Genomic DNA, 24,434 nt, shown 5'->3' with positions numbered 1-24,434 from the left:
AATAATACATTAAAAAAGGATTAAATAGATACTTACGGATAAGATGTGGATTTTTATTCGTATTTAAAGCTTTTATAAAATGTCTATTTTGTAATTAAAGTAATTATTATTAAGATAAATTTAAAAAAATTTTAATAATATATTGCACAATAAGAAAAAAAGTGCTATCATGTAAACGTAGTCAAAAAGAATATTTAGTAAGAGTTCTTAAGTAGATTACAATAAAATATAAATATTTAGCGTGTTACTGATTCGATCAGGCATAAGCGTAGGGAAATAAAAAATGCAATAGAGTAAATGTAATATTGTTTGTTGTATCATATGTTTTGTACAGTTTTTTTAGGTATTATGATTTTTTTTATGATTTAATTTAGTGTACAAATAATGTGACCAAATCTGAACATATATTTCTTTATTTTATTTCCAAATGCTTATGTCTTTTTTGTTTTGTAACAAATAAAAAATAGGAGGTATAAAAATGGTAGGAATTATTCTTGCTAGTCACGGAGAATTTGCTAAAGGCATCATGCAATCTGGTAAAATGATTTTTGGAGAACAAGAAAATGTAAAAGCTGTTACGTTGATGCCTAGTGAAGGACCTGATGATCTTAAAGCAAAAATGAAAGATGCAATTACATCCTTTGACAATCAAGATGAAGTCTTATTCTTAGTTGATCTTTGGGGTGGTACACCATTTAATCAAGCAAATGGTTTATTTGAAGAACACAAAGATAAATGGGCAATAGTAGCTGGTTTAAATTTACCAATGCTTATTGAAGCTTATGGTGCACGTCTTTCTATGGAATCTGCACAAGAAATTGCATCTTATATCTTAACATCAGCTAAAGAAGGTATTAAGGTTAAGCCAGAAGAATTAGAACCAGAAGATACTGGTAAGGCTATTGAAGATTCAGCAAAACAATCTAATGCAGGTAAACCAGGATCATTCGAATATGTTTTAGCTCGTATTGATTCTCGTTTACTTCATGGTCAAGTAGCGACTGCTTGGACAAAAACTGTTCAACCTACAAGAATTATTGTAGTTTCAGATGCAGTAGCTAAAGATGAACTTCGTAAGAAATTAATACAACAAGCTGCTCCACCAGGAGTTAAAGCACATGTTGTTCCAGTTGATCATATGATTAAACTTGCAAAAGATGATCAACATTTTGGTGGTCAACGCGCATTACTTCTTTTTGAAAATCCAGAAGATGTACTTAGAGTGGTAGAAGGTGGAGTGCCATTAAAGACAATAAATGTTGGTTCTATGGCTCATTCTATAGGTAAGGTTCAACCAAATAAAGTACTTGCTTTTAATCAAAAAGATATTGATACATTCAATAAGTTAAAACAAGCTGGACTTAATTTTGATGTTCGTAAAGTACCAAATGATTCAAAAGGAAATATGGATGAAATACTTAAAAGAGCACAAGAAGAATTAAAAAAACAAAAATAATTTAATTATTAATAAAAGGAGGATTAGTAATCATGACTTTAAATATACTTCAAATTGTATTAGTCATTATTATAGCATTTCTAGCTGGTGTAGAAGGTATATTGGATGAATTCCAGTTCCATCAACCATTAGTTGCATGTACATTAATTGGATTGGTTACAGGTAATTTGTTACCATGCTTAATCTTAGGTGGTACTCTTCAAATGATGGCTTTAGGTTGGGCAAATATAGGTGCTGCAGTAGCACCAGATGCAGCATTAGCATCTGTTGCATCAGCAATTATTTTAGTTCTTGGAGGTCAAACTGGTAAAGAAGGAATTACTGCGGCAATCGCTATTGCTGTTCCTTTAGCAGTTGCAGGACTATTATTAACAATTATTTGTCGTACAATTGCTACAGCGTTTGTACATTTTATGGATGCAGCAGCTAAGGAAGGAAATATAAGGGCTATTGAAATGTGGCAAATTGTTGCTATTTGTATGCAGGGTGTACGTATTGCAATTCCAGCAGCATTAATTTTAATAATTGGTGCTGGTCCAATATCAGGGTTACTTGCAGCTATGCCAGCTTGGTTAACAGATGGTTTAGCAATTGGTGGTGGAATGGTTGTAGCTGTTGGTTACGCAATGGTAATTAATATGATGGCTACAAAAGAAGTTTGGCCATTCTTTGCAATTGGTTTTGTATTAGCAACTATTTCAGAAATTACACTTATCGGACTTGGAGCAATAGGTGTAGCTTTAGCTCTTATTTACTTAGCACTTAGCAAACAAGGTGGAGCAGGTAATGGTGGAAGTTCAAATACTGGTGATCCTTTAGGGGATATCATTGATAGATACTAAGAAGGGAGAGGAAACGAAAATGTCAAAACAATTAAAATTAACAAAAAGAGATCGTATTTCTGTTTGGTTCCGTTCATTTTTCCTTCAAGGTTCTTGGAACTATGAAAGAATGCAAAACGGTGGTTGGGCATATGCAATGATTCCAGCAATCAAGAGATTATATAAGACTAAAGAGGAACAATCAGAGGCATTAAAACGTCATTTGGAATTCTTCAACACTCACCCATATGTAGCTTCACCAGTTCTTGGAGTAACATTAGCTTTAGAAGAAGAACGTGCAAATGGTGCACCTGTAGATGATGCAACTATTCAAGGTGTTAAAGTTGGTATGATGGGACCTTTAGCAGGTATCGGAGACCCAGTTTTTTGGTTTACTGTTAGACCAATTTTAGGAGCATTAGGTGCTACTCTTGCTATGAGTGGTAATATACTTGGACCAATAATATTCTTCGTTGCTTGGAATATCATTCGTATGGCATTCATGTGGTATACACAAGAATTTGGTTATAAAGCAGGATCTCGTATTAGTGATGATTTATCAGGTAGTTTGTTACAAGATGTTACAAAAGGGGCATCTATACTAGGTATGTTCATTTTGGGATCATTAGTTAATAGATGGGTATCTGTTAAATTTGCACCAGTAGTATCATCAGTTAAGTTAAGTGAGGGTGCATTTATTGATTGGAGTGCTCTTCCACAAGGAGCAGAAGGTATAAAAACAGCTTTAATGCAACAAGGCGCAGGTATGTCATTAACACCTGAAAAAGTTACAACATTACAAAATAACTTAGATTCATTAATTCCTGGGCTTGCAGGATTAATAATTACATTTATTTGTATGTGGTTGCTTAAGAAGAAAGTATCTCCAATTGTTATAATTCTTGGATTATTCGTAATTGGTGTTGTATTCCATTTGATTGGTTTAATGTAATATTTTTTGCTTAGCCTAGGCTTTTAGCCTGGGCTTTTGTTAACATATAAAGTAGTTGAGGCACATTCAAAAAAATAATTTTTATAATACTAATGAAATAAATTGGTTAAATAAGTATTATTTTTAATAAATTTTTCAACAATTGATAGAAACATATAAAAAATATATAATAAAAATAAATGTATGTATTAAGTAGAAAAGAGGTAGATTAGATGGTTCAATCACTGAATACAAAAGTGGATCTAGCGATTGATGCAACAGCTTTTACTGGGCTTGCAGATTATGGAAAAATAATGATAGGCGACAAAGGCTTTGAGTTCTATAATTCTCGTGATCCTCACAAATATATTCAAATTCCTTGGGAAGAAGTTGACTATGTCATTGCATCTGTATTGTTTAAAGGAAAATGGATTCCGCGATATGCAATCCAAACGAAAAAAAATGGTACTTATACCTTTGCTTCTAAAGAAGCAAAAAGAGTGCTTCGTACTGTTCGAAATTATGTTGATCCAGATCATATGGTTAATTCTTTAAGTTTTTTTGATGTTGTGAAACGAGCAGCCAAATCCATGTTTAAGAAGAGTTGATCAACTAAAGAAGTTATAATCTGTAAGAGTTAGTTGTGATACAGTAGAAGGGTTAAAAGGTTAATAACTATGCTATAAGAGTCACGAACTTAAGTTTATCCATATATAAGCGATAATGTAAATATATGAATAAAAGTTAAGGAGTTATATATGTTTTTTAGTAACATTATAAATAAGAAAAAGAGTTTGATTAAAGAATTAGACTCATTAGGATATTCTGAGAGAGTACAAAAAGTTGCATTATTAGCACGTGATATGGATAAAGATAAATGTATAAAGTTATTGTATTCTTTATTAGAAGGTGGGGAATATGAAGCTAACTTGGCTCTAGTTGGTGCAGATGTTGTCAGGAATTGTGAAATTATTAAAAAAGCTTTAAGTCACCACAAAAATAGCATAAGAATAAAAGCAGCTAAACTTTTAGCTAAACATGGATCAGTAGATGAAATTGAAAAAGAAATGAGAAATTTATCTTACGAATGCCGTAAGAAGTTATTAAACACTATTTACTATGTAAATCGCAGGGATGTAGCTGAAAGATTATTTCCTATTGTGTATTCAAAATATGGGGCAGGAGAGGCAAAGAGGATATTTGCAATATGCTCTGATGAAACTGTTGAAAAATATATTGATGAAATTGGGTATGCAATTGATCATTGGAATAGAATAGCAGTTTACCATGAAAAAGTATTTATAAAGTATTTCAAGAAATCTTTAGAAGATGCAAAAGATAGGGAAAGGGTGTATGTTTGGAATACATTTTTTGATGCAGTAGAAGTCTTAGTTTTGTCTAATGGGGAATTTATATTAGATTGTGCAATGAATTTTCCACCAAGAGATAAAATTTATTCTATTTTATCTAAGCAGTTTGGAATTCTTGTTAGAAAAAATCCTTCTAAAGTACACAGTATACTTTTATCAGAAGAATGTAGAAAAGAGCTTCTCTTGTATGGTGTTCCAAGATGTATTTTTAGCAGAAAAGTTAACTTTACTATAAATCAGTGGATAGAAATAGGTAAGATTCTTAAAAATAAAGTTAATCATATTATAAAGATACTTCACAGTCTTCCACCTTCAAATCGTGAAGATTTTTTTTATGGTGTATATGATGAGGATGAAGTTAATAAGAAAGTTTTTCATAGAGCAATATTAAAAGAACTGCCTAGTAAACTCCGTGATAAAATAGCTAAAAATATGCTAAATATTAAAGAAGTTCTTAATAATAAAAACAGATATATCAATACTTTAGCTTATTGTGATATTGAGTTTAGTAGGGGCATTTTGGAAAAAGAAGCTAAAGCTTCAAATGCAGAAGAACGTAGTTTGGCACTTAAATTAATCATAAAAAGCACTGCATTGAGCAGGAGAGAAGTTTCTGAAACTTTGACTTATTTATCTCGTATTAAAAATGATCAAGACCCAGTAAGAAAAGCTGTTTTGGAAGAGCTTTCTAACTGTCAGACATCATTGTATGACGATAAAGATGTAAAACTTCTAGAAGTTATTTTTAATAGTGTTATTGAAGCTAGAGATACGTCTTATGATACTTTGAATTATTTGGGAAAATTAGCCTTTAAGATTTTAAAACATAATACAGATAAAAATAATAGTAAAATATTCAAGTTTGCATTAAATACATTAACTAGTTTATCTAAAAGAAACTCAATACTTTTTTTATTTAAATTAGATGATATAGAAAAGGGACTGGAAAAAATAATCTTTGAAGAATTTTATCCTTTATTGAAGGACTTAAATAAAAGAGAAAATTACAGTTGCATAATTAAAATGGCTAATTTATTAGGAAAACGAGGATATAAGATAGAAAAGCTTCAGGAATTATTAAAGGAAGTAGTAATGTCAAAATATGAGAACTATTCTAAAGAGGCTGCAAAAAATTACCTAGCATATAAAAAGACAAGAGATAAAAGAGTTAAAGAATTGTTAGAGATGGATAAATCATTTATATGTATAAACGAAGTTTTTTTGCATCTTCATACAAGACGACAAGAATGGTTAGATCCATATATTGAAGGCAATGTGATTAAGGGTAAGTTCTTAAGTGGAGAGACAATTTATCTTTTACCAGCAGTAGATAAATTTAATAAATATCTTCCACGCCAGCAGCAGACTTTCAGCAAATTACTTAAAATAATAGCTAATGGATCACAATATAGTTATTATGAACGTCATCAGGCTATACATGCATTAGCTAAAATGTCAGATATTGATTTAAGATGTTTTGATGGTCTTGTAAAAAGCAGTGAAGTTCTTATTTCAGAATCAGCTTTACATGCATTATCAACTACAGAAGAACCTGAAAAAGCTATTAAAGTTTTATTAGATAATTTAGATGGAGATAAAGCAAGAACAGCCATGTATTCTATACCAAGATGTATAAGAAATATGAATCATGAATCTTTTACTAAAGTTATTGATGAACTTTTCCAAAGAGAACATTTAAAAATAACTGTGAGAAAAGAAGTTATAAGATTGTTGGGAGAGTATAGAAGTGAAGAAAACATTAAATTGTTATTAAATGAAGCTAAAAAAGAAAATGTACACAAAGATGTACAGATAGCAATAGGACATGTTGCTAGAAAGTATTTAGATTATGAATTTGCATGGGAAATTTTAGATAGACTTATTGAATGTAAGGAAGGGGATGTTATTAAAAGCTTATTAAGTCAATATTCAAATCATCTTCAAAAGAAATATAGAAATAGGTATTTAAAATTAATACTAAAAATTGTAGATTTAGATGACAATGAAGTTTCTAAAGAAGCTATTATTACAATGAAAAATTGGATAAATATAGATGAGAACAGCATTGCTAATTCTGCTTATAAAGTGATAACTGATTTAAATGATTCAGGCAAGTGGAAGTCGGCCTTGGATTTATTAATATGCGTAGTTGTAGATGGCAATATAAATAAGTATATAATAGATACTGTTAGATTTATGGTTAATGTAAGGATAACAGAAGACATTAATGGGAAATCTCAAAGAGATATGCCTCATATACAAAGATTAAATTTTCTTGTAAATAAAATTGTATCTTTAAATAAAATGACAAGACAAAAGCTAATACCTTTATTTGAAGAAATAATTGAAGTTATAAAATCTGATGAAACATTGAAAAAGATGAGTATTAAACTTTATACAGCATGTATAGATTTTGATAATTCAATAAAAACTATAAAATATATAAATAATATTGCACAAATACTTAAAGAAAGACCATATATTATGGAGTTTTCATATAATGAAATTTCGAAAGTATTACAAAACTTAAAGGGATATTATAATCCAGAAAATTTAATGAAATCAATAGATGAGATAATTTTACAAGATATAACTGAAGCGATGTATATATCACTTTCACTTTTAGAAACAGCAGGAAATGATTTATTGTGGAGAGAAGATTGCTGCGAAAAATTAAGAACTTTTAGAAATCACAAAAATATTGAAATTTGTTCAAAGGCATTACATATTTGGACTTCCATTGAATAATTTATTTAAGAAAGAAATCAAGAAAAAGTTGATGAGAAGAAGGCTATTTGATTAAAAGAAGTAGTAGTGTTTAAAGACCACATTGAAGTTACATTCAATGTGTTTTTTTCTTTGCTCAAAAATAGAAAAGGAGCAATTGAAGTTATAAGCAGTAATTATTAAGATGTGTGATTATTTGAAAGATATATATGTAATTGATAGTGTTTATTACAGTACAATGATTTTTGCAGAAGAATATTAATAAATGGTCAGTATGTGTCCAACCACTCGATTTATAATAAAGTTAATCAATAAAGAAAGGATGTAGGTTATGCAAGTAATAGCAATGATTATTGGATTAGTAATAGGAATAATATTATTTCTATTACTAAATGAGATGTTTAATGTTTACTATTTCGGATGCACAGGTGTTACTTCAACATTTGTAGGTTGTTGGAGTGCTGGATACATAGCGATGTTGCTTTTAGGAATGGCAGCAAAATGGTTAGTTATAATAGGTGTAATTATATGGATATTAGTTAAGATATTTGAAGGAAAAGAGAAAAAAGCATAAAAATAAATGGAGGCGAATAATAATGAAAAAACAAAGTTTAAAGAAGATAATAACATGAAAATATTACTAAGCATTATCATAAATTAACTTAAAATAGTATACAAAAAACATTACTTTAAGTAAAATATTGTTGGAGGAATAATAAAAATGGAAGTTATGGAAGAAAAAATAGATATTAAAGAAAAAGAAGAGTCCATAAAAGAGAGAAGAACTATATATAGAATTCTTAATCTTTACAATTTAATTAATAAAGAAAAACAATTTAACAAGTTGAAATTTGCAAGGGATTCTGAGGTTAATGAAAGAACTATCAGAAGAGATATTGAATGTTTGAATGGCTATTTTGAGAATGAGTATGAAAAGAAGGGCAGTGTTGGGGAATGCAGAAAAATAGAATATTGTCCAAAAGATAATATACATAAGGTAAATATAAAAAGTGATATTGATTTTAGTGAAAGCGATATTTATGCTTTTGTTAGGGTTATTATACAATCAAGAGCATTTACAAAAAAAGAAATAAGAAGAATGTTAAATATACTAGAATTTCAAATTGAAGATATATCAGTTATGAAAAATATAATTGCAAAAGAAGAACTTTATTATGTTGAGCCTCATCATAAGAAAGATATAATTGATCAACTTTGGAGTATGCGTAAAAGTATTGAAAAAGGCAAAAAGGTTGAGTTTGATTATAAGCGAGCTGATGGAATAGAAAAGCATCATATAGTAAATCCAATTGCAATAGTTTTTAATGAATATTATTTCTATCTTGTGTCTGAAATTGATAAAGAAAGCAGTAAATTTGAAATACCATTTAGAGTTGATAGAATTGAAAATTATAAAGAAACAGAGATTAACTCCACTTATCCTTATGGTAGGTTTGAAGAGGATAAATATAGAAAGAAAGTTCAGTTTATGTATACTGGTGAATTTAAGACTATTGAATTTGAGTTTTTTGGAGATTCCATAGAAGCAGTACTCGATAGATTACCAACAGCAAAGATTATTGGAAAAACTGATAAAGGATATAAAGTTAAAGCAGAGATTTATGGTGAAGGCGTAAAGAGATGGATTCTTTCACAAAAAGAATTTCTAAAGGTCACATGGCCTAAAGACTATGTTGATGAAATAAAAGGAACAATACAAAAAATGTATGAGTTATATAAAAATAACTAATTAATTATTTTTATATTTGGAGGAGTAATAATGGAAAATAAAGAATATTTAGAAAAAGTAATTTATGAAATTAATAAAAAAAATCAATTCTTTTTATGTGCCCCAAAATGGTCTGCACCTATATATGGTTTTTCATATGACAAGTCTAGAAACACAAAAGCTATGGATGTTTTAATGAAATCTGGTATTATTAGTGAAAAAAGAAGTGATGTAATTTGTATATTAGGTGATTGGAGTGATGTTGCAGAAGGGATTTATTTTACTGATAAAGCTATGTATATAAATTCACCTAAAAATTCAACCAAAAAATTTAGTGTAAAGTATGAAGATATATGTGAGTTAAAATATAACCCACAGTCTGTAGAACTTAGCATTACTACCACTGACCGTTATACATATTATGTTACTACGACGATATGGAGTAAAAGAAATATAAAAATTTTTCTTGAAATAGCATCTGGAATTATGGATTTAGATGATGAGGATAGAGAAAGAATAGAACATATAGAACTAGAAATGAAAGATAACATAGGGGGAGTGGTAGCAGGAATAACTTATGGAAATGTTAGTAATGCAAGTACGATCTATGGGATGGATAAGTTTAATACACCTAGAGGTCATGGATTCGCAGCAGAACAAGCTAATCATTTATATGATAAGATTAATAATGGTGATTTTTTTGGAAAAGGAAAAGTTAATTTAGTAGGAGATGATATTGATCCTAATACAGGGCGTATAATTAAAGATGGAGCTGACAGAGTAGTTAATGGTGTTAATATACAGACAAAATATTGTGCAAGTGGATCAAAGTGTATTTCTGAATGCTTTGAAAATGGCAAACTAAGATATATAAATACAGATGGAACGCCAATGCAAATAGAAGTTCCGTCAGATAAGTATGATTCAGCAGTAAAAGCTATGGAAAATAGAATAAAAAATGGTGAAGTTTCAGGAGTGAGTGATCCATCAAAAGCTAAAGATATAGTTAGAAGAGGACATTTTACATATGAACAAGCTAAAAATATAGCAAAATTTGGAACTGTTGAATCTATTACATTTGATGCTGTTAATGGTGCAATTATAGCAACAGGTGCAATGGGAATAAGTTCAGTGTTAACATTTGCAACTTCTATTTGGAATGGAGAAGACTTTGATGTCGCTATAAAAAATGCGGCTTATTCTGGTTTAAAAGTTGGTGGAACTACATTTGCAACTGCAGTATTAGCAAGTCAATTATCAAAAGCTGGTTTAAATAGTGCATTAGTAGGAAGTTCGGAAGCGATTGTAAGTATAATGGGACCCAAAGCATCAGCAATGTTAGTTAATGCATTTAGAAGTGGAGGAAATATATATGGTGCAGCTGCAATGAAGAGTGCTGCTAAAATGCTAAGAGGAAATGCAATAACTGGTGCAGTTTCAGTTGTCGTATTATCTAGTTTGGATGTAGCAAATATTTTTAGAGGAAGAATTTCAGGAAGTCAGCTATTTAAAAATGTTGCTAATACAGCATCTACTGTTGCAGGTGGAACTGCTGGATGGGTAGGCGGTGCTACAGCAGGTGCAGCAATTGGGTCAGCAATACCTATAGTTGGAACTGCTATTGGTGGATTTGTTGGTGGAATACTTGGTTCTTTTGCAGGTGGAGCCGCAGCCGGAAAAGTATCAGGAGCTGTATTAGATGAGTTTATTGAAGATGATGCTAATAAAATGGTGAAGATAGTAGAAAAAGTATTTACACAGTTAGCTGAAGACTACTTGATTAATAAAAAAGAAGCTGAAAATATAATTGATAGATTAAAAGATAAATTAACTGGAAAATTCCTTAAAGATATGTTTGCAAGTTCAAATAGAGAGTTATTTGCTAAAAATGTATTAGAGCCATTAGTTGAAGAAGAAGTTAAAAAGAGAGAGGTGATAAAAATTCCTTCAGATGCTGATATGTTAAATGGATTACGTGTTGTACTAGAAGAATTATCAGACCAAGCTAGTTAAGTGCTTTGATTATAGGTATAATGTTAATCACATCAGAATATATTTCTATTAATTGACAATGTATTTATTATAAGTTATAATAATTTAAAAATTAACGAAAAAATTATTTGTATAACCTCAAGAATATGGTTTGAGGGTATCTACCAGGAACCGTAAAATCCTGATTACAAAGAAAAGGATACGTCTTTTTTCTTTGTAATCAGGATTTTTTATTTTAAAAAATTTAATTAGTAATTTTAGGAAGGTAGTGTCTTATGAAAATTGATATGAATTTATTGAAGAGAAGAATTAAAGTAGCTAATAAGGAGGTAAAGGCAGATACAGTTGTGAAAAATGGAAAAATACTAAATGTTTTTACTGGAGATATTATGAAAGGCGATATAGCTATTGCAGATGGAATTATAGCAGGCATTGGTCAGTATGAAGGCGAAAAAATTATAGATGTACAGGATAAAGTTATAGTCCCTGGATTTATTGATGGCCATATGCATATAGAAAGTACAATGTTGACACCACATGAATTATCAAAAGTTCTCATTCAACATGGGGTTACTACAGTAATGGCTGATCCCCATGAAATTGCAAATGTTGCAGGTATAGATGGGCTCAGCTTTATGTTAAATGCATCAGAAGAATTGCCGATAGATGTATTTATTATGCTTCCTTCATGCGTTCCAGCAACTTCATTTGAAAATAGTGGAGCAAAACTTGATGCAGAAGATTTACAACCTTTTTACACACACACAAGGGTTTTAGGACTCGCAGAATTTATGGATTTTTCGTCTATAGTGAATTTAAATGAAGAGATGTTACAGAAAATTATTAATGCTCATTTAAATGGAGGTATTGTAGATGGACATGCTCCGGGACTTAGCAAAGAAGAGCTAAACGTATATATATCTACAGGGATTTATGCAGATCATGAATGTGCTAATGTTAAGGAAGCAAAGGAACGTTTAGAATTAGGTATGTACTTAATGATTAGGGAAGGTACAGCAGCTAAAGAATTAAAAAAACTAATAAAAGTTGTAACTCCAACAAATTCAAGAAGATGTATGTTGGTTACAGATGATAAGTTACCTGATGATTTAATTGTTGAAGGTAGCGTAGATCATAATGTTAGGCTTGCAATAAAAGAAGGACTAGATCCAGTTACAGCGATTCAAATGGTAACAATTAATGCAGCAGAATTTTTTGGTCTTCGTAGTTTTGGAGCAATAGCACCAGGGTATCAAGCTGATTTATTAATATTAGATGAATTACAGAATATTTCAATAGATAAAGTTTTAAAGAAGGGGATATGTGTTGTAGATAATGGGAAAATAAAGAAAGAAGAATTTAAAACAAATGATAACAGTAAAGAATTAGCTCTGAAGTTACCTAAGATAAATATGAAAGAGTTAGAAAAAAATGCTTTTGAAATACCTTTATCTTCTGATTTATGCAATGTAATAGAAATAGTTCCTAATAGTTTAATAACACATCATAGAGTTGAAAAAGTTGATATAGATAAAGGCAATTTTAGTACATCAATCTCTAATGACCAATTAAAGATGGCTGTAATAGAAAGACATCACGCAACAGGAAATATTGGATTGGGAATTGTTAAAGGATTTGGTATAAAAAATGGAGCAATTGCAACAACGGTCGCTCATGATTCCCATAACATTGTAGTTGTTGGAACTTCTGATGAAGAAATGTTTTTAGCAGTTAATCATCTTAAAAAGATGAATGGAGGAATTGCAATTGCTTCAGGTAAAGAAATTATAGCATCATTACCTCTTGCTATAGGAGGATTAATATCTGAGAATGGCTATTTAGAGGTTCAACAACAACTTAAAATTTTAAATCAAGCTTTAAGTATAATAGGAGTTAATGCAGATTTTAATCCTTTTTTAACTTTATCGTTCTTAACTCTTCCAGTTATTCCAGAAATTAAGTTAACAGATATGGGATTGTTTGAATTTAAAACATTTTCTCATATAAAAGTTCAAGCTTAAAAAATTTATGTTTGAAAAAAGTACATTTTAATGAAAATGTTTATTATTTTGAAGTTAGAGAAGAAAACAGATTTTAGCAACTGATTTTTAAACTTAAAATTAGAACATGTGAAATAGTTATGATTTTTTATTGATGTTATTTCTTGGGAAATAACAAAGTATATAAGCAACTTCATCACATATGATGAAGTTGCTTTAAATAATAATGAAGCTAAAAAATAACCATAAAAAATAAATTAAATTTATTTTTTAATTATAGTCCGCTATCACCATAATTTGATAATACTCGGGCACTAGGATCGTCTACAGCACAGCCTTCCCACTCTTTGTTTGGCATCCAAAAATCAACTATCATTTTTGCTTGGCCTGGATAGTATTTTTCAAAAATTTCTCTATATAGCAATGATTCTTTTGTAAATGGTTGAGCATGGTAGTTATACTTTTCACTTGTTTTATCAAAATCTTCACCACTATAGACTGTTTCTGCATACTCCTTTAAATAATCTACCATAGAATGTCCTACAGCATCGCTAAAGGCTGCTTTTTCACGATATAAAATATTATGTGGAAGATAATCACCTTCAAAAGAATGCCTTAAAAGGTATTTCCCCATATTGTATTTGTTTAATTTCTTTTCAGGGTCAATAGACATAACATATTTTACAAAATCTAAATCACCAAATGGCACTCTTGCTTCTAAAGAATTAGATGCGATACAACGGTCCGCTCTAAGTACATCATACATAAAGAGTTCTTTAATTCTCTTTTGTGATTCTTTTTGGAATTCTTCTGCATTTGGAGCAAAATCAGTATATTTATATCCAAATAATTCATCAGAAATTTCACCAGTTAGAAGTACTCTCACATCAGAAATCTCATGTATTTTTTTACAAATTAAATACATACCAATACTAGCTCTTATTGTTGTAATATCAAATGTTCCAAGAAGTTTAATAACCTCTTCTAGTGAGTCAAGAACTTCTTCTTTGGTCATGTAAACAACAGTATGATCACTATGAATGTAATCTGCAACTTCTTTTGCGTATTTTAAGTCAATTGCATCTTCTGTCATACCTATAGCAAAAGTTTTTATTGGTTTGTCAGGATACATTTTTTGAGCAATTGAACATACTAATGAGCTGTCTAAGCCACCACTTAATAAGAATCCTACTGAAGCATCAGCATCCATACGTTTTTCTATAGCAGTTACTAATTTGTCATGAATGTTACTACAAATAACGTCTAAGTCATCTTTGCAGTAATCGCCCTTTACTGATGCGATATCACAGTAGCATGTAAATTTACCATCAGCATAATAATGTCCTGGTGGAAATGACATAATCTTTTCTGTAAGACCAACTAAATTTTTAGCTTCACTGGCAAACATGATTTTACCACATTCAGAATAGCCATAGAATAGAGGACGAATTCCAATTGGATCTCTTGCTGCAATGAAAGTATCCTTTTCTCCATCATAGATAACGGCTGCGAATTCTGCATCTAATTTTGAGAACATATCTAGCCCGTACTCTAAGTACATTGGAAGTAATATTTCGCAATCACTGTCAGAAATAAATTTATGCCCTTTTGCCATTAGTTCCTCTTTTAATTTACGGAATCCATAAATTTCACCATTACAGATAGATGCATCTTTTTTTCTTGTGAATGGTTGCATTCCACCAAAACTTAAATCCATAATAGCAAGTCTTTGAAAACCTAAAATACCAGATGGTAAAGTTAGAATTTCAGTCATATCTGGTCCTCTAGACTCAGTTCTTTGTAATGCCCCAGCAAATTTTTCATGTTTCATGTCTGTTCCTGTATAACACATAATTGTACACATATTAATATTCCTCCTCAGTTAAATAAAAAATGTAATTGTTCAAATATTTATCTCTATTAAACTTTTTTGTAATAAAAAAAGCCCTTCATCCTATAAACATAGGACGAAAGACTTAAACTTCCGTGGTACCACCTAAATTAGCTTAAAAAAAGCTCACTTTAATCAGTACGGAATTAACTAAATAAATTCGATACTGTCCAAGCTATAACGGTTTGGTTCCGTCCAAGACTACTCTTAATAAATTTCGTTTGGAAGCTCCGGGATGTTCTTCATTATTAGTTTCGTATCAGTCTCTCACCATTACTGATTCGCTTTGACTACCTCATAATAACTACTCTTCCCATCAAGGCTTTTATATTGATTGTTTGAAATGTAAATTTAAATTTATTTCATTTTACTTGGAATTTTATAATCAGTCAAGAGATTTATAAAATATTTTTTAAATAAAATTAAGTTTCTAAGATATTGGACAAGTATAAATCCTTATTGAAATTTAAAAATAGTGGGTTTCAATGATCATGTTTTGCATATCAAGTTTTAAAGAGAATTAAAAAAATATGCAATTATAATGGTTGTACATTTGGAATTTTAAAACATAGGGATAAATATTTTTATTTATGTTATACTATATGCTGTGAATTGGAATTTTATATGGAATTTTGTTGAATATATTCCAGTATAATAAATCTAATGATAAAAATTATAGACAATTGAGAGGGACTTTAAATGAAAAAATTAGGACTAGCAATTCAAATTCTTATTGGACTTACACTAGGTATTATAATAGGAGCAGTTTTCTATGGTAATCCAGTTGTCGAGTCATATCTACAACCGTTTGGGGATATTTTTATCCGATTAATCAAAATGATAGTTGTTCCTATTGTATTTACATCACTTGTTGTTGGTGTTGCCGGTGTAGGTGATATTAAACAAGTAGGTAAAATTGGTGGAAAAACAATACTTTATTTTGAAGTAGTAACTACAGGTGCTATTATATTAGGTTTATTAGTAGCAAATTTAGTTCATCCAGGAACTGGTGTAAATATTCAGGAGCTTTCAGCAGTTAGTATTGATAAATATATGAGTACCGTAGAAGCAGCATCTAATCATGGTTTTATGGACACATTTATAAATATTGTTCCAACTAATATTTTTGAATCATTTGCTAAAGGTGATTTACTTGCTGTTATATTCTTTTCAGTTATGTTTGGTTTAGGTGTTGCTGCAATTGGTGATAAAGGGAAACCAGTTCTTGCTGTTTGTCAAGGCGTGGCTGATGCAATGTTTTGGGTAACGAATCAAATTATGAAACTTGCTCCGCTAGGGGTATTTGGTTTAATAGGTGTAACAGTTTCTAAATTTGGACTAGCTTCCTTAATTCCATTAGGAAAATTAGTTATTACTGTTTATGGTGCTATGATTTTCTTTGTACTTGTAGTGCTTGGCTTTGTGGGAAAAATATTTGGAATAAGTATTATGGCACTTATAAAAATTTTAAAAGATGAAATTATTCTTGCATATACTACAGCAAGCTCTGAAGCAGTTTTACCAAAACTTATGGAAAAAATGGAGAAGTTCGGATGTCCAAAGTCAATTACATCATTTGTTATTCCAACAGGATACTCATTTAACTTAGATGGATCTACATTATATCAAGCTATTGGAGCACTTTTTATTGCACAAATATATGGAATTCATTTACCACTTGCTACTCAAATTAATTTAGTATTTGTATTAATGATTACTTCAAAAGGTATGGCAGGAGTGCCTGGTGCATCTTTTGTTGTTTTATTAGCTACTGTAGGTTCTGTAGGTATTCCTGTAGAGGGAGTAGCTTTTATTGCTGGAATCGATCGTATTGTTGATATGGCAAGAACTACTGTTAATGTAATTGGAAACTCATTGGCTGTTGTTGTTATATCTAAATGGGAAGGAAAATATAATGATGAAGAAGGAAAAAAATATTTTGAATCCATTAAAAATGCAGCATAATTAAATAAAATTAATAAATTAAACTGGATTGATACGTATAATTAAGAAAATATTGAATACAAGTCTTTTAACAATAATTATACAAAAATCAGCGCAAAAGAATTAGCACAAAAATTATAAAGTTAAGATCTGACTTCGATATTTAATTGGAGTCAGATCTTTTTAAATTTCTCAACCATAGAACATTTAGTTTTTTTGATATTAAAATATCACATTTATAGAAGTAGTTTTATTATTTAAATTATTTACTATAAATGGAACATGTTATTATCTTATAATAGATGTTTTTAGCAATTATTATGAAATAACATTTTTATTTTAATAAAAAAATGAAGAAATTGTTGCAACTTTATTAAAAATAGACTAGTATATATTTTAACAGTTCAGACGAAGATAGTGGGAGAGTTGTGACTATGGTCATGCACCGAAGAAGTAAATCTTTCAGGTACCTATTTAATTAGAGATGACCGCTATTGGATGAACCCTTGGAGAGACTCGAAATAGAGCACCGAAGGAGAAAGTCGTAAGACGAAACTCTCAGGTAAAAGGACAGGGGAAAGGTAGCATATCTTATAAAAGTAATACATTATATATTACTTCATTTAGATTTTATCTATTCCCATTTGTATCTCCAATAACAAAATACTTATATTAGGAAAAAGTATTTTTTAGTACATGCTTTTTGACTAACATGGAGGGATAAAATGGATCAATTAACAAAAGTACTTACTCAAATCGATTTTATAGTATTGGGGGTTCCACTTTTAGTCTTACTAATGGAAACTAGAATCTGTCTTACTGTACGTCTAGGATTAATTCAATTACTCAAATTGTCTCTTTCTCTAAAATTTCTTTTTGAGAAAAGTGAAAAAGAGCACAATGTAGAAGGTGATGTTACTAGTTTTGCAACATTATGTACTGTATTAGCAGCTACTATATCTTGTAGTTATGCTTTATAACAGTACTAACATCAATAATACTTTTTTGGGGCATTATAGAAATAGAAAGCTATATTTCAATGGCCCAATAATAATTCTAGAAAATTGTGATCTCAGTAACACAGATTTAAAAACAGTAACATTTAGAAAGGCGGAATACATATGTCAGAAAATCAAAATTTATCGAGAGGACTAAAAAATCGTCATGTTCAATTACTTGCAATTGGAGGTGCAATTGGTACGGGATTATTCCTTGGTGCAGGCAGGTCAATTCACTTGGCAGGTCCATCTATTTTATTTGCGTATATGATAACAGGGATAATTTGTTTTTTTATTATGCGTGCCCTTGGGGAATTATTGCTTTCTAATTTGAACTACCATTCTTTTGTAGACTTTGTATATGATTATCTAGGAGATAGAGCAGCATTTATTACTGGATGGACCTACTGGTTTTGTTGGATTTCACTTGCTATGGCTGACTTAACTGCTGCTGGACTTTACATACAATATTGGTTCCCGAATATAGCTCAATGGGTTCCAAGCCTTATAGTTCTTGTAATTTTACTAATTATGAATCTTACCACAGTAAAGTTATTTGGTGAAATGGAATTCTGGTTTGCCTTAATTAAAGTTGTTGCAATTTTATCACTAATTATAATTGGTACATTTATGATTATTAAAGGATTTTCTACAGATGCTGGTATATCTAGCTTTACAAACCTTTGGAGTCATGGTGGCTGGTTTCCAAATGGGTTAAGAGGTTTTATCCTTTCTTTCCAAATGGTTGTATTTGCTTTTACTGGAATCGAATTAGTTGGTTTAACAGCTGGTGAAACTGAAAATCCAGAACATGTTATTCCAAAGGCTATTAATAATATTCCAATTAGAATTATTATTTTCTATATCGGAGCACTTACTGTTATTATGAGTATATACCCATGGAATTCAATTAATCCAGATAAAAGCCCATTTGTACAGGTATTTGCTGCAGTGGGAATCGCAGCAGCAGCAAGTATTGTAAATTTCGTTGTACTAACATCAGCTGCATCTGCTTGTAACAGCGGTATCTTCAGCACAAGTCGTATGGTTTACTCTCTTGCTAAAGAAAATAATGCACCTGAGTCAATGAAAAAATTAACTTCTCATCAAGTACCTTCTAATGCTACAATGTTTTCTGCAACTGTCATATTGATTTCAGTTATTCTGAACTATATTATACCAGAAGGAGTGTTTGTACTTATTACAAGTATATCAACATTCTGCTTTATCTTCATTTGGGCAATTATAGTTATCTGCCATCTAAGATATCGCAAAACTAATCCTGAGCTTGCTACTAAGAGTAAATTCAAAATGCCATTTTATCCAATGGTAAACTATATAATTCTAGCATTTTTTGCTTTTGTTATAGTCGTATTGGCACTTAATAATGAAACTCGTGTAGCCCTATTTGTAACACCTGTATGGTTTATAATGCTTGGTATGATTTACAAGATACTTAAATCAAAAAAGAAAAATGAAGAAAATGCAAAAAGAAATTTAGTATAGGTTAACTCACTTACGTTAGACATTTGTACGACAATAGATTAATTATTTAAGAGTTTTGTCTTAAATCTTCAAAAATAATATTAGCCCCGTTAAGATAATCATAATCATTGTTTGGATCTTTAGTTTTTAATAATGACCATGTTGCATTATAAAATTTAACTACATATAAAAAATCTAATAGTTTTTTATAATCTTCTTCTTTATAATAACCAAAATATTGTATTAATAAATTCTTTCTACAATTATCATTAAGGAACCATGATATTGTAGCAAGATCCCAAAAAACATCGCCCATGGCTGAATATTCATAATCAATAAAATATAAGTTGTTCTTTGAAAGAAGTATATTTGAACAATTAAGATCATTGTGACATAAGCCTATAGTTGGATTATTATTTAGAATAAATTCTAGATAATTTAATTTTTTAAAGAGTTTATCAATATAATTAGGTAAAGAGATATTTAATTTTTTACATAAATCAATTCTAGTTTTTATATGATTAAAAGGTTTAAAGAGCTTTTCACAATTTAAATTATGAAGTTCTTTTAATCTTTTAGTTAATCTGATAATAAAATTAATAGAGGAGAATTCATCTTCAGTAGGCATTTTACCATTTATCCAAGGAAGAATCATATTACCACTTTTGCTAGAAAAATAATAAGGTTTAGGAGTTAAATCAATATTAGAAGCTTTATTTATGATTTGAAATTCAGTTTTTCTATCATTATCTAAATATAGATTGGTGCAAATTCTAATAAAAAAATCATCACCATTATATGAAACTTTATAGTTATTATTATTAAGTCCACCTATTCTTTCTACAGAGGTAACAAGGTTAGTATTCCAATTAGTATTTTGTTTTAATAAAAACAATAACTCTTCATTCATTTTAAATATTCTCCTAATTCATTTATATAAAATAATAAAGAATTATAACAAAAAACATTAGAAAAGGGAATAAAAAATTTATACAAAGTTTAATAAAGAATTGATTATAGTTAATTAGTAATTAATGTAATTGTTTAAACTAAGATGGTTTCATGAAGAAAAGATTTTGTTTGACAAGTAATATATTGAAGGATATAATCAGTATGAAAATTAAACTGTATAAGGTGTTTTATTGACTTAATAGGGAATTGGGTGAAAACCCCAAACTATCCCAGTAACCGTGAAACTGACGAAATTCTTAAATACACCACTGTAAAATTCGGGAAGGTGAGAAAAGTAGGATGAAGTGAAGTCGGGAGACCTGCCATATATAGAATTCATATTATCTTCTGAGGGTGAGATAATAAATATTTATTAATTTATTGTTATGCTTAATAAAGATATAAACTATAACTAATATAAAATTCTTAGTATGTATTTTTAGAGCTACTCTCAAAAAGAGTGGCTCTTTTTTGAGTTAATATGATTTTTAACTGATAATTATTAAGTTGCACTGATAATATTTTTTAGGAGGAATGGAAATGAAACACAAAAGAAAACTCATATCATTATTAATGATTTTAGCAATGTTTATGTCAGTTTTAGTAGGTTGTACTGAAAAAATAACTGCGATGCGTGATAGAGAAGGTAATGAATTTGTAGCACCTAAGGAAATTAATAAAATAATTTCAACGGCACCATCAAATACAGAGGTATTAATGGGATTAGGCTTAGGTGATAAATTAATTGCAATAGATAATTACTCAACAGATATCGAAGGTGTTAATCCTGAATTGCCACAATTAGATTTTAGAAATCCAGATGTTGAAGCTATCATTTCGTTAAAGCCAGACATGATAATAGCCTCTGGGCATAATAAAGTAGGGGATGAAGATCCATTTGCTTTAATAAAACAAGCAGGAATAGCAGTTGTATATATACCAAGCAGTTACAGTATTGATGGTATTTATGGCGATATAGAGTTTATGGCACAAATAACAGATACTGAATTGAAAGGTAAAGAAATAGTAGAAAATATGAAAAAAGAAGTTAATGCAATAAAAACTATTTCTGATACTATTACAGAAAAGAAAAGTGTTTATTTTGAAATAGGCTCAGGTTCAGGTTTATTTACTTTTGGTAAAGATACTTTTTTAAATGAAATGATAGAAGTAGTTGGAGCTAAAAATATTTTTGGAGACCAAAATTCTTGGATAACAACTTCAGAAGAGTCAGTAATTGCAGCAAATCCCGATGTTATTTTAACAAATAATTTAGGGCTTAGCGGAAATGAAAAAACTGCAATAGAGGATATAACTAGCCGTGAAGGATGGAACACAATCACAGCTGTTAAGAATGGTGATGTATATATGATTGATAATAATGCTTCTTCAAGACCATCACAAAATATAATTAAAGCATTAAAGAAAATGGCAAAGGTTATTTATCCAGATGAATACAAAGACTTATAAAAATAGAATATTATTAATGCTATCAATTCCGCTAGTATTTTTAATTTTATGCATTGGAACTTCCATTGGGAGTTCCAATATTGGTATTTTAGATATTATTTCAATTCTAGGCCATAAAATTTTTAGTGTTCCATTAAGTGATGGAATTGATTCAAGCCAGGTAGTAATAATTTGGAATGTAAGATTACCACGGGTATTATTAGCCTTTATTGTTGGGGGATCATTAGGTGTAAGTGGTGCTGTAACTCAGTCAGTTCTTAAAAATACATTAGCATCACCATATACTTTAGGTCTGTCTTCTGGAGCCTCTTTAGGTGTAGGAATATTAATTGTAAGTGGTGCTTATATTCCATTTTTAGGCAACTTAACAATGCCAATAGTTGGATTTGTTTGTAGTTTGGTTACAATGATTGTAGTTCTTAAACTTTGTGAAAAAGCAGATAGCGCTATATCGAGTAGTAGAATAATTCTTGTTGGTATGGTATTTTCACTATTTTGTAATGCAATATTAACTACAATTTCAGCATTGTTTAGTGATAAAATGCAAAGTATTGTAATGTGGCAAATGGGTTCATTCGCAATGAGAGGATGGAGTTACGTTAAGGCTTCAATACCTTTTTATATTATTGGATTAGTTGGCGTAATGATTTATTGTAGGGAAATGGATGTATTAACATTTGGAGAAGATGAGGCAAAGGCATTAGGTGTTGAGACAAATAAGGTTAAAAGAAATTTATTTTTATTTGTAGCGTTTCTTACGGGTAGTGCAGTTGCATTAAGTGGAGTAATTGGTTTTGTTGATTTAATAGCACCTCATGTTGTTAGAAAGATATTTGGATCAAACCATTCATATGTAATATCAATGTCAGCAGTATTTGGAGGATGTTTGATGGTAATAACAGATTTAGTTTCAAGAACAATAATTGTACCATCAGAGTTGCCAGTTGGCGCCATAACTGCATTAATTGGAGCACCATTTTTTGCTTATATATACTTTAAAAAATAAAAGTAGGTGAAAAGCATGTTAAAGATAGAGGGGCTAAGTTGTGGATATGATAATTTAGACGTAGTTAAAAATATAACCTTTAATATTGAAAGAGGAAATAACTTTTGTATAGTTGGACCTAATGGTTGTGGGAAAAGTACATTATTAAAATCTATAGCAAATTTGATAGATTATAAAGGCAATATTACTCTTGATTCAAAAGAAATACGTAAGTTGAATAGAAAAAAGTTAGCAACAAAGATAGCTCTTATGAGTCAATCAAGTAATATATATTTTCCTTATACTGTTTTTGAAACAGTATTATTGGGTAGATATGCTCATATAAATGGAGTATTTGGAAAGCCAAGTAATGAAGATAAGGACATGGTCTTAAGGTGTCTAGATAATGTTGGGATATCGAATTTAAAGGATAAGCTAATAACTGAATTGTCAGGAGGACAGCTTCAAAGAGTTTACTTGGCAAGAGCGTTTGCACAAGATCCAGAAGTAATACTTTTAGATGAACCAACAAATCATCTGGATTTAAGATGTCAGATTCAAATACTAAAATATTTAAAAAGCTGGACAAAAGAAAATAATAGAATAGTAATAGCGGTATTACATGATTTAAACCTAGTTCAAACCTTTGGTGAAAAAGTGCTGTTATTAAATGAAGGGCAAATCATCAAGGAAGGTACACCAAAGGAAGTCTTTAGTGGCGAAGAGTTGAAAGAGGTTTATGGAATAGATATTAAAGAATTTATGATTAATGCACTGGAAAAGTGGAAGGATAATTAAATTATACACATATATTATATCTATTTTTAATACATAAGTATGAAAGGAAGTTAATTATGGTTAAAAAGTTTATTATGTCTTATAGTTGTGGCAAAGATAGTACTTTAGCTTTATATAGAATGATAAAAGCAGGGCATAAGCCAGAAGTTTTACTTGTTACTGTTGATAGAAAAAATTGTAGATCTTGGTTTCATGGGGTGCCTGAAAATTTAATTAGAGAAATGGCAGATTCTCTGAATATATCTTTATTATTAGTTGATTCAGAGGGTGGAAATGATTATGAAGCGACTTTTACAAAAGCATTAATTTGTGCTAGAGAAAAATATGGGATAGATTCTTGTGTATTTGGGGATATTGATTTAGAACCACATAGAGCATGGTGCACGGATAGATGTAATGAAGCAAGCATTGAAGCTGTATTTCCTCTTTGGCAAGAAAATAGGGAAGATTTAGTTTATGAATTTATTGATTCAGGATTTAAAACAGTAATCAAGAATGTAAAGCTTAAGTGTATGTCTGAAGACTTTTTAGGAAAAGTATTAACTACAGATGTTGTAGAACAAATAAAAGCTACAGGTTCTGATGCTTGTGGTGAAAATGGGGAATATCATACATTTGTATATGATGGTCCATTATTTAAGTATCCAATAAATTTTTCTAAAAAAGGAATAATAAAAACTCAAGAGTATGGATATTTAGATATTTAGAATAAAGAATAAAAGAAAAATACATAATATTGATAAAATAATTTTAGGCTATGTTTTAGCAGAGTGTTGATATATGCATAAGCAAAGTGGGCTGAGTAATTGAACTTAGGAATGCTAAAATGAGTATAGTCCCATTTTAGCTTGCTCCCAATATAAAATTGAGACAAGCAGTAAATGTG

The 24,434-nt window shown here is 29.9% G+C and carries 18 protein-coding genes, 3 riboswitches and 1 other annotated feature; of the genes, 16 read left to right on the top strand and 2 right to left on the bottom strand.

All coding sequences use genetic code 11. The annotated features are described in order from the left end of the window. Positions 1–478: 478 nt before the first annotated feature. The 9 genes from NG901_RS05530 to ade all read left to right on the top strand — a co-directional run bounded on the left by NG901_RS05530 (position 479) and on the right by ade (position 13,047). A complete protein-coding gene (locus tag NG901_RS05530) occupies positions 479–1,456 on the top strand; it encodes a mannose/fructose/sorbose PTS transporter subunit IIA (RefSeq protein ID WP_252212756.1) in 978 nt (325 codons plus the stop codon). Between the two features lie 32 nt (positions 1,457–1,488). After that, positions 1,489–2,298 (top strand): PTS mannose/fructose/sorbose transporter subunit IIC, encoded by an 810-nt coding sequence (locus NG901_RS05525; RefSeq protein WP_252212755.1) that lies wholly within the window; start codon positions 1,489–1,491, stop codon positions 2,296–2,298. Between the two features lie 19 nt (positions 2,299–2,317). Continuing rightward, positions 2,318–3,229 (top strand): PTS system mannose/fructose/sorbose family transporter subunit IID, encoded by a 912-nt coding sequence (locus tag NG901_RS05520; protein ID WP_252212754.1) that lies wholly within the window; start codon positions 2,318–2,320, stop codon positions 3,227–3,229. Positions 3,230–3,441: 212 nt separating this feature from the next. Then, a complete protein-coding gene (locus NG901_RS05515; RefSeq protein WP_252212753.1) occupies positions 3,442–3,816 on the top strand; it encodes a DUF956 family protein in 375 nt (124 codons plus the stop codon). 150 nt (positions 3,817–3,966) lie between these two features. Next, positions 3,967–7,326 carry a HEAT repeat domain-containing protein gene (locus NG901_RS05510; protein WP_252212752.1) on the top strand — a complete coding sequence of 1,120 codons (3,360 nt, stop codon included), beginning with the start codon at positions 3,967–3,969 and terminating at the stop codon, positions 7,324–7,326. A 310-nt stretch (positions 7,327–7,636) separates the two neighbouring features. After that, entirely contained in the window at positions 7,637–7,879 is a 243-nt protein-coding gene (locus tag NG901_RS05505) for a hypothetical protein (RefSeq protein ID WP_252212751.1), read from the top strand. 147 nt (positions 7,880–8,026) lie between these two features. Continuing rightward, positions 8,027–9,055, top strand: a complete 1,029-nt coding sequence (locus NG901_RS05500) for a helix-turn-helix transcriptional regulator (RefSeq protein WP_252212750.1) — start codon at positions 8,027–8,029, stop codon at positions 9,053–9,055. Between the two features lie 30 nt (positions 9,056–9,085). Next, positions 9,086–11,047 carry a YeeR family protein gene (locus tag NG901_RS05495; protein ID WP_252212749.1) on the top strand — a complete coding sequence of 654 codons (1,962 nt, stop codon included), beginning with the start codon at positions 9,086–9,088 and terminating at the stop codon, positions 11,045–11,047. Positions 11,048–11,134: 87 nt separating this feature from the next. Beyond that, positions 11,135–11,234, top strand: a riboswitch (purine riboswitch). A gap of 67 nt (positions 11,235–11,301) precedes the next feature. Continuing rightward, positions 11,302–13,047, top strand: a complete 1,746-nt coding sequence (gene ade / locus NG901_RS05490) for an adenine deaminase (protein ID WP_252212748.1) — start codon at positions 11,302–11,304, stop codon at positions 13,045–13,047. 253 nt (positions 13,048–13,300) lie between these two features. On the opposite strand, the gene asnB is transcribed toward ade, so the two are convergent. Then, complete coding sequence (asnB, locus tag NG901_RS05485) at positions 13,301–14,890, bottom strand: asparagine synthase B (protein ID WP_252212747.1); 1,590 nt, start codon at positions 14,888–14,890, stop codon at positions 13,301–13,303. A 96-nt stretch (positions 14,891–14,986) separates the two neighbouring features. After that, positions 14,987–15,246: a binding site (T-box leader), on the bottom strand. A 370-nt stretch (positions 15,247–15,616) separates the two neighbouring features. Here asnB and NG901_RS05480 point away from each other — a divergent pair. The 3 genes from NG901_RS05480 to NG901_RS05470 all read left to right on the top strand — a co-directional run bounded on the left by NG901_RS05480 (position 15,617) and on the right by NG901_RS05470 (position 19,365). Continuing rightward, positions 15,617–16,882: a cation:dicarboxylate symporter family transporter gene (locus NG901_RS05480; RefSeq protein ID WP_252212746.1), complete on the top strand. Its 1,266-nt coding sequence runs from the start codon at positions 15,617–15,619 to the stop codon at positions 16,880–16,882. 475 nt (positions 16,883–17,357) lie between these two features. After that, a riboswitch (glycine riboswitch) is annotated at positions 17,358–17,445 on the top strand. Between the two features lie 141 nt (positions 17,446–17,586). Beyond that, a complete protein-coding gene (locus tag NG901_RS05475) occupies positions 17,587–17,841 on the top strand; it encodes an alanine:cation symporter family protein (protein ID WP_252212745.1) in 255 nt (84 codons plus the stop codon). Between the two features lie 141 nt (positions 17,842–17,982). Further along, complete coding sequence (locus NG901_RS05470; protein ID WP_252212744.1) at positions 17,983–19,365, top strand: amino acid permease; 1,383 nt, start codon at positions 17,983–17,985, stop codon at positions 19,363–19,365. Between the two features lie 46 nt (positions 19,366–19,411). Here NG901_RS05470 and NG901_RS05465 read toward each other — a convergent pair whose 3' ends face one another. Continuing rightward, on the bottom strand, positions 19,412–20,254 hold the full coding sequence (locus tag NG901_RS05465; RefSeq protein ID WP_252212743.1) for a choline kinase family protein: 843 nt from the start codon (positions 20,252–20,254) through the stop codon (positions 19,412–19,414). Positions 20,255–20,459: 205 nt separating this feature from the next. After that, positions 20,460–20,637, top strand: a riboswitch (cobalamin riboswitch). A 198-nt stretch (positions 20,638–20,835) separates the two neighbouring features. Between NG901_RS05465 and NG901_RS05460 the strand changes: the two genes are divergently transcribed. The 4 genes from NG901_RS05460 to NG901_RS05445 are packed head-to-tail and all read left to right on the top strand — an operon-like array spanning position 20,836 to position 24,255. Continuing rightward, positions 20,836–21,765: an ABC transporter substrate-binding protein gene (locus NG901_RS05460; protein WP_252212742.1), complete on the top strand. Its 930-nt coding sequence runs from the start codon at positions 20,836–20,838 to the stop codon at positions 21,763–21,765. Continuing rightward, positions 21,746–22,771, top strand: coding sequence for a FecCD family ABC transporter permease (locus tag NG901_RS05455; RefSeq protein WP_252212741.1), 1,026 nt, complete (start codon positions 21,746–21,748; stop codon positions 22,769–22,771). The genes NG901_RS05460 and NG901_RS05455 overlap by 20 nt, the downstream gene beginning before the upstream one ends. Positions 22,772–22,786: 15 nt before the next feature. Beyond that, complete coding sequence (locus tag NG901_RS05450; RefSeq protein ID WP_252212740.1) at positions 22,787–23,548, top strand: ABC transporter ATP-binding protein; 762 nt, start codon at positions 22,787–22,789, stop codon at positions 23,546–23,548. Between the two features lie 56 nt (positions 23,549–23,604). Beyond that, a complete protein-coding gene (locus tag NG901_RS05445) occupies positions 23,605–24,255 on the top strand; it encodes a Dph6-related ATP pyrophosphatase (protein ID WP_252212739.1) in 651 nt (216 codons plus the stop codon). The last annotated feature ends 179 nt before the right edge of the window (positions 24,256–24,434 follow it).

This window comes from Clostridium sp. CMCC3677 (assembly GCF_023845585.1).
Lineage (GTDB): Bacteria > Bacillota > Clostridia > Clostridiales > Clostridiaceae > Clostridium > Clostridium aquiflavi.
The sequence above is the reverse complement of the archived record's forward strand: the minus strand, read 5'-3'. Positions and strand labels throughout refer to the sequence as shown.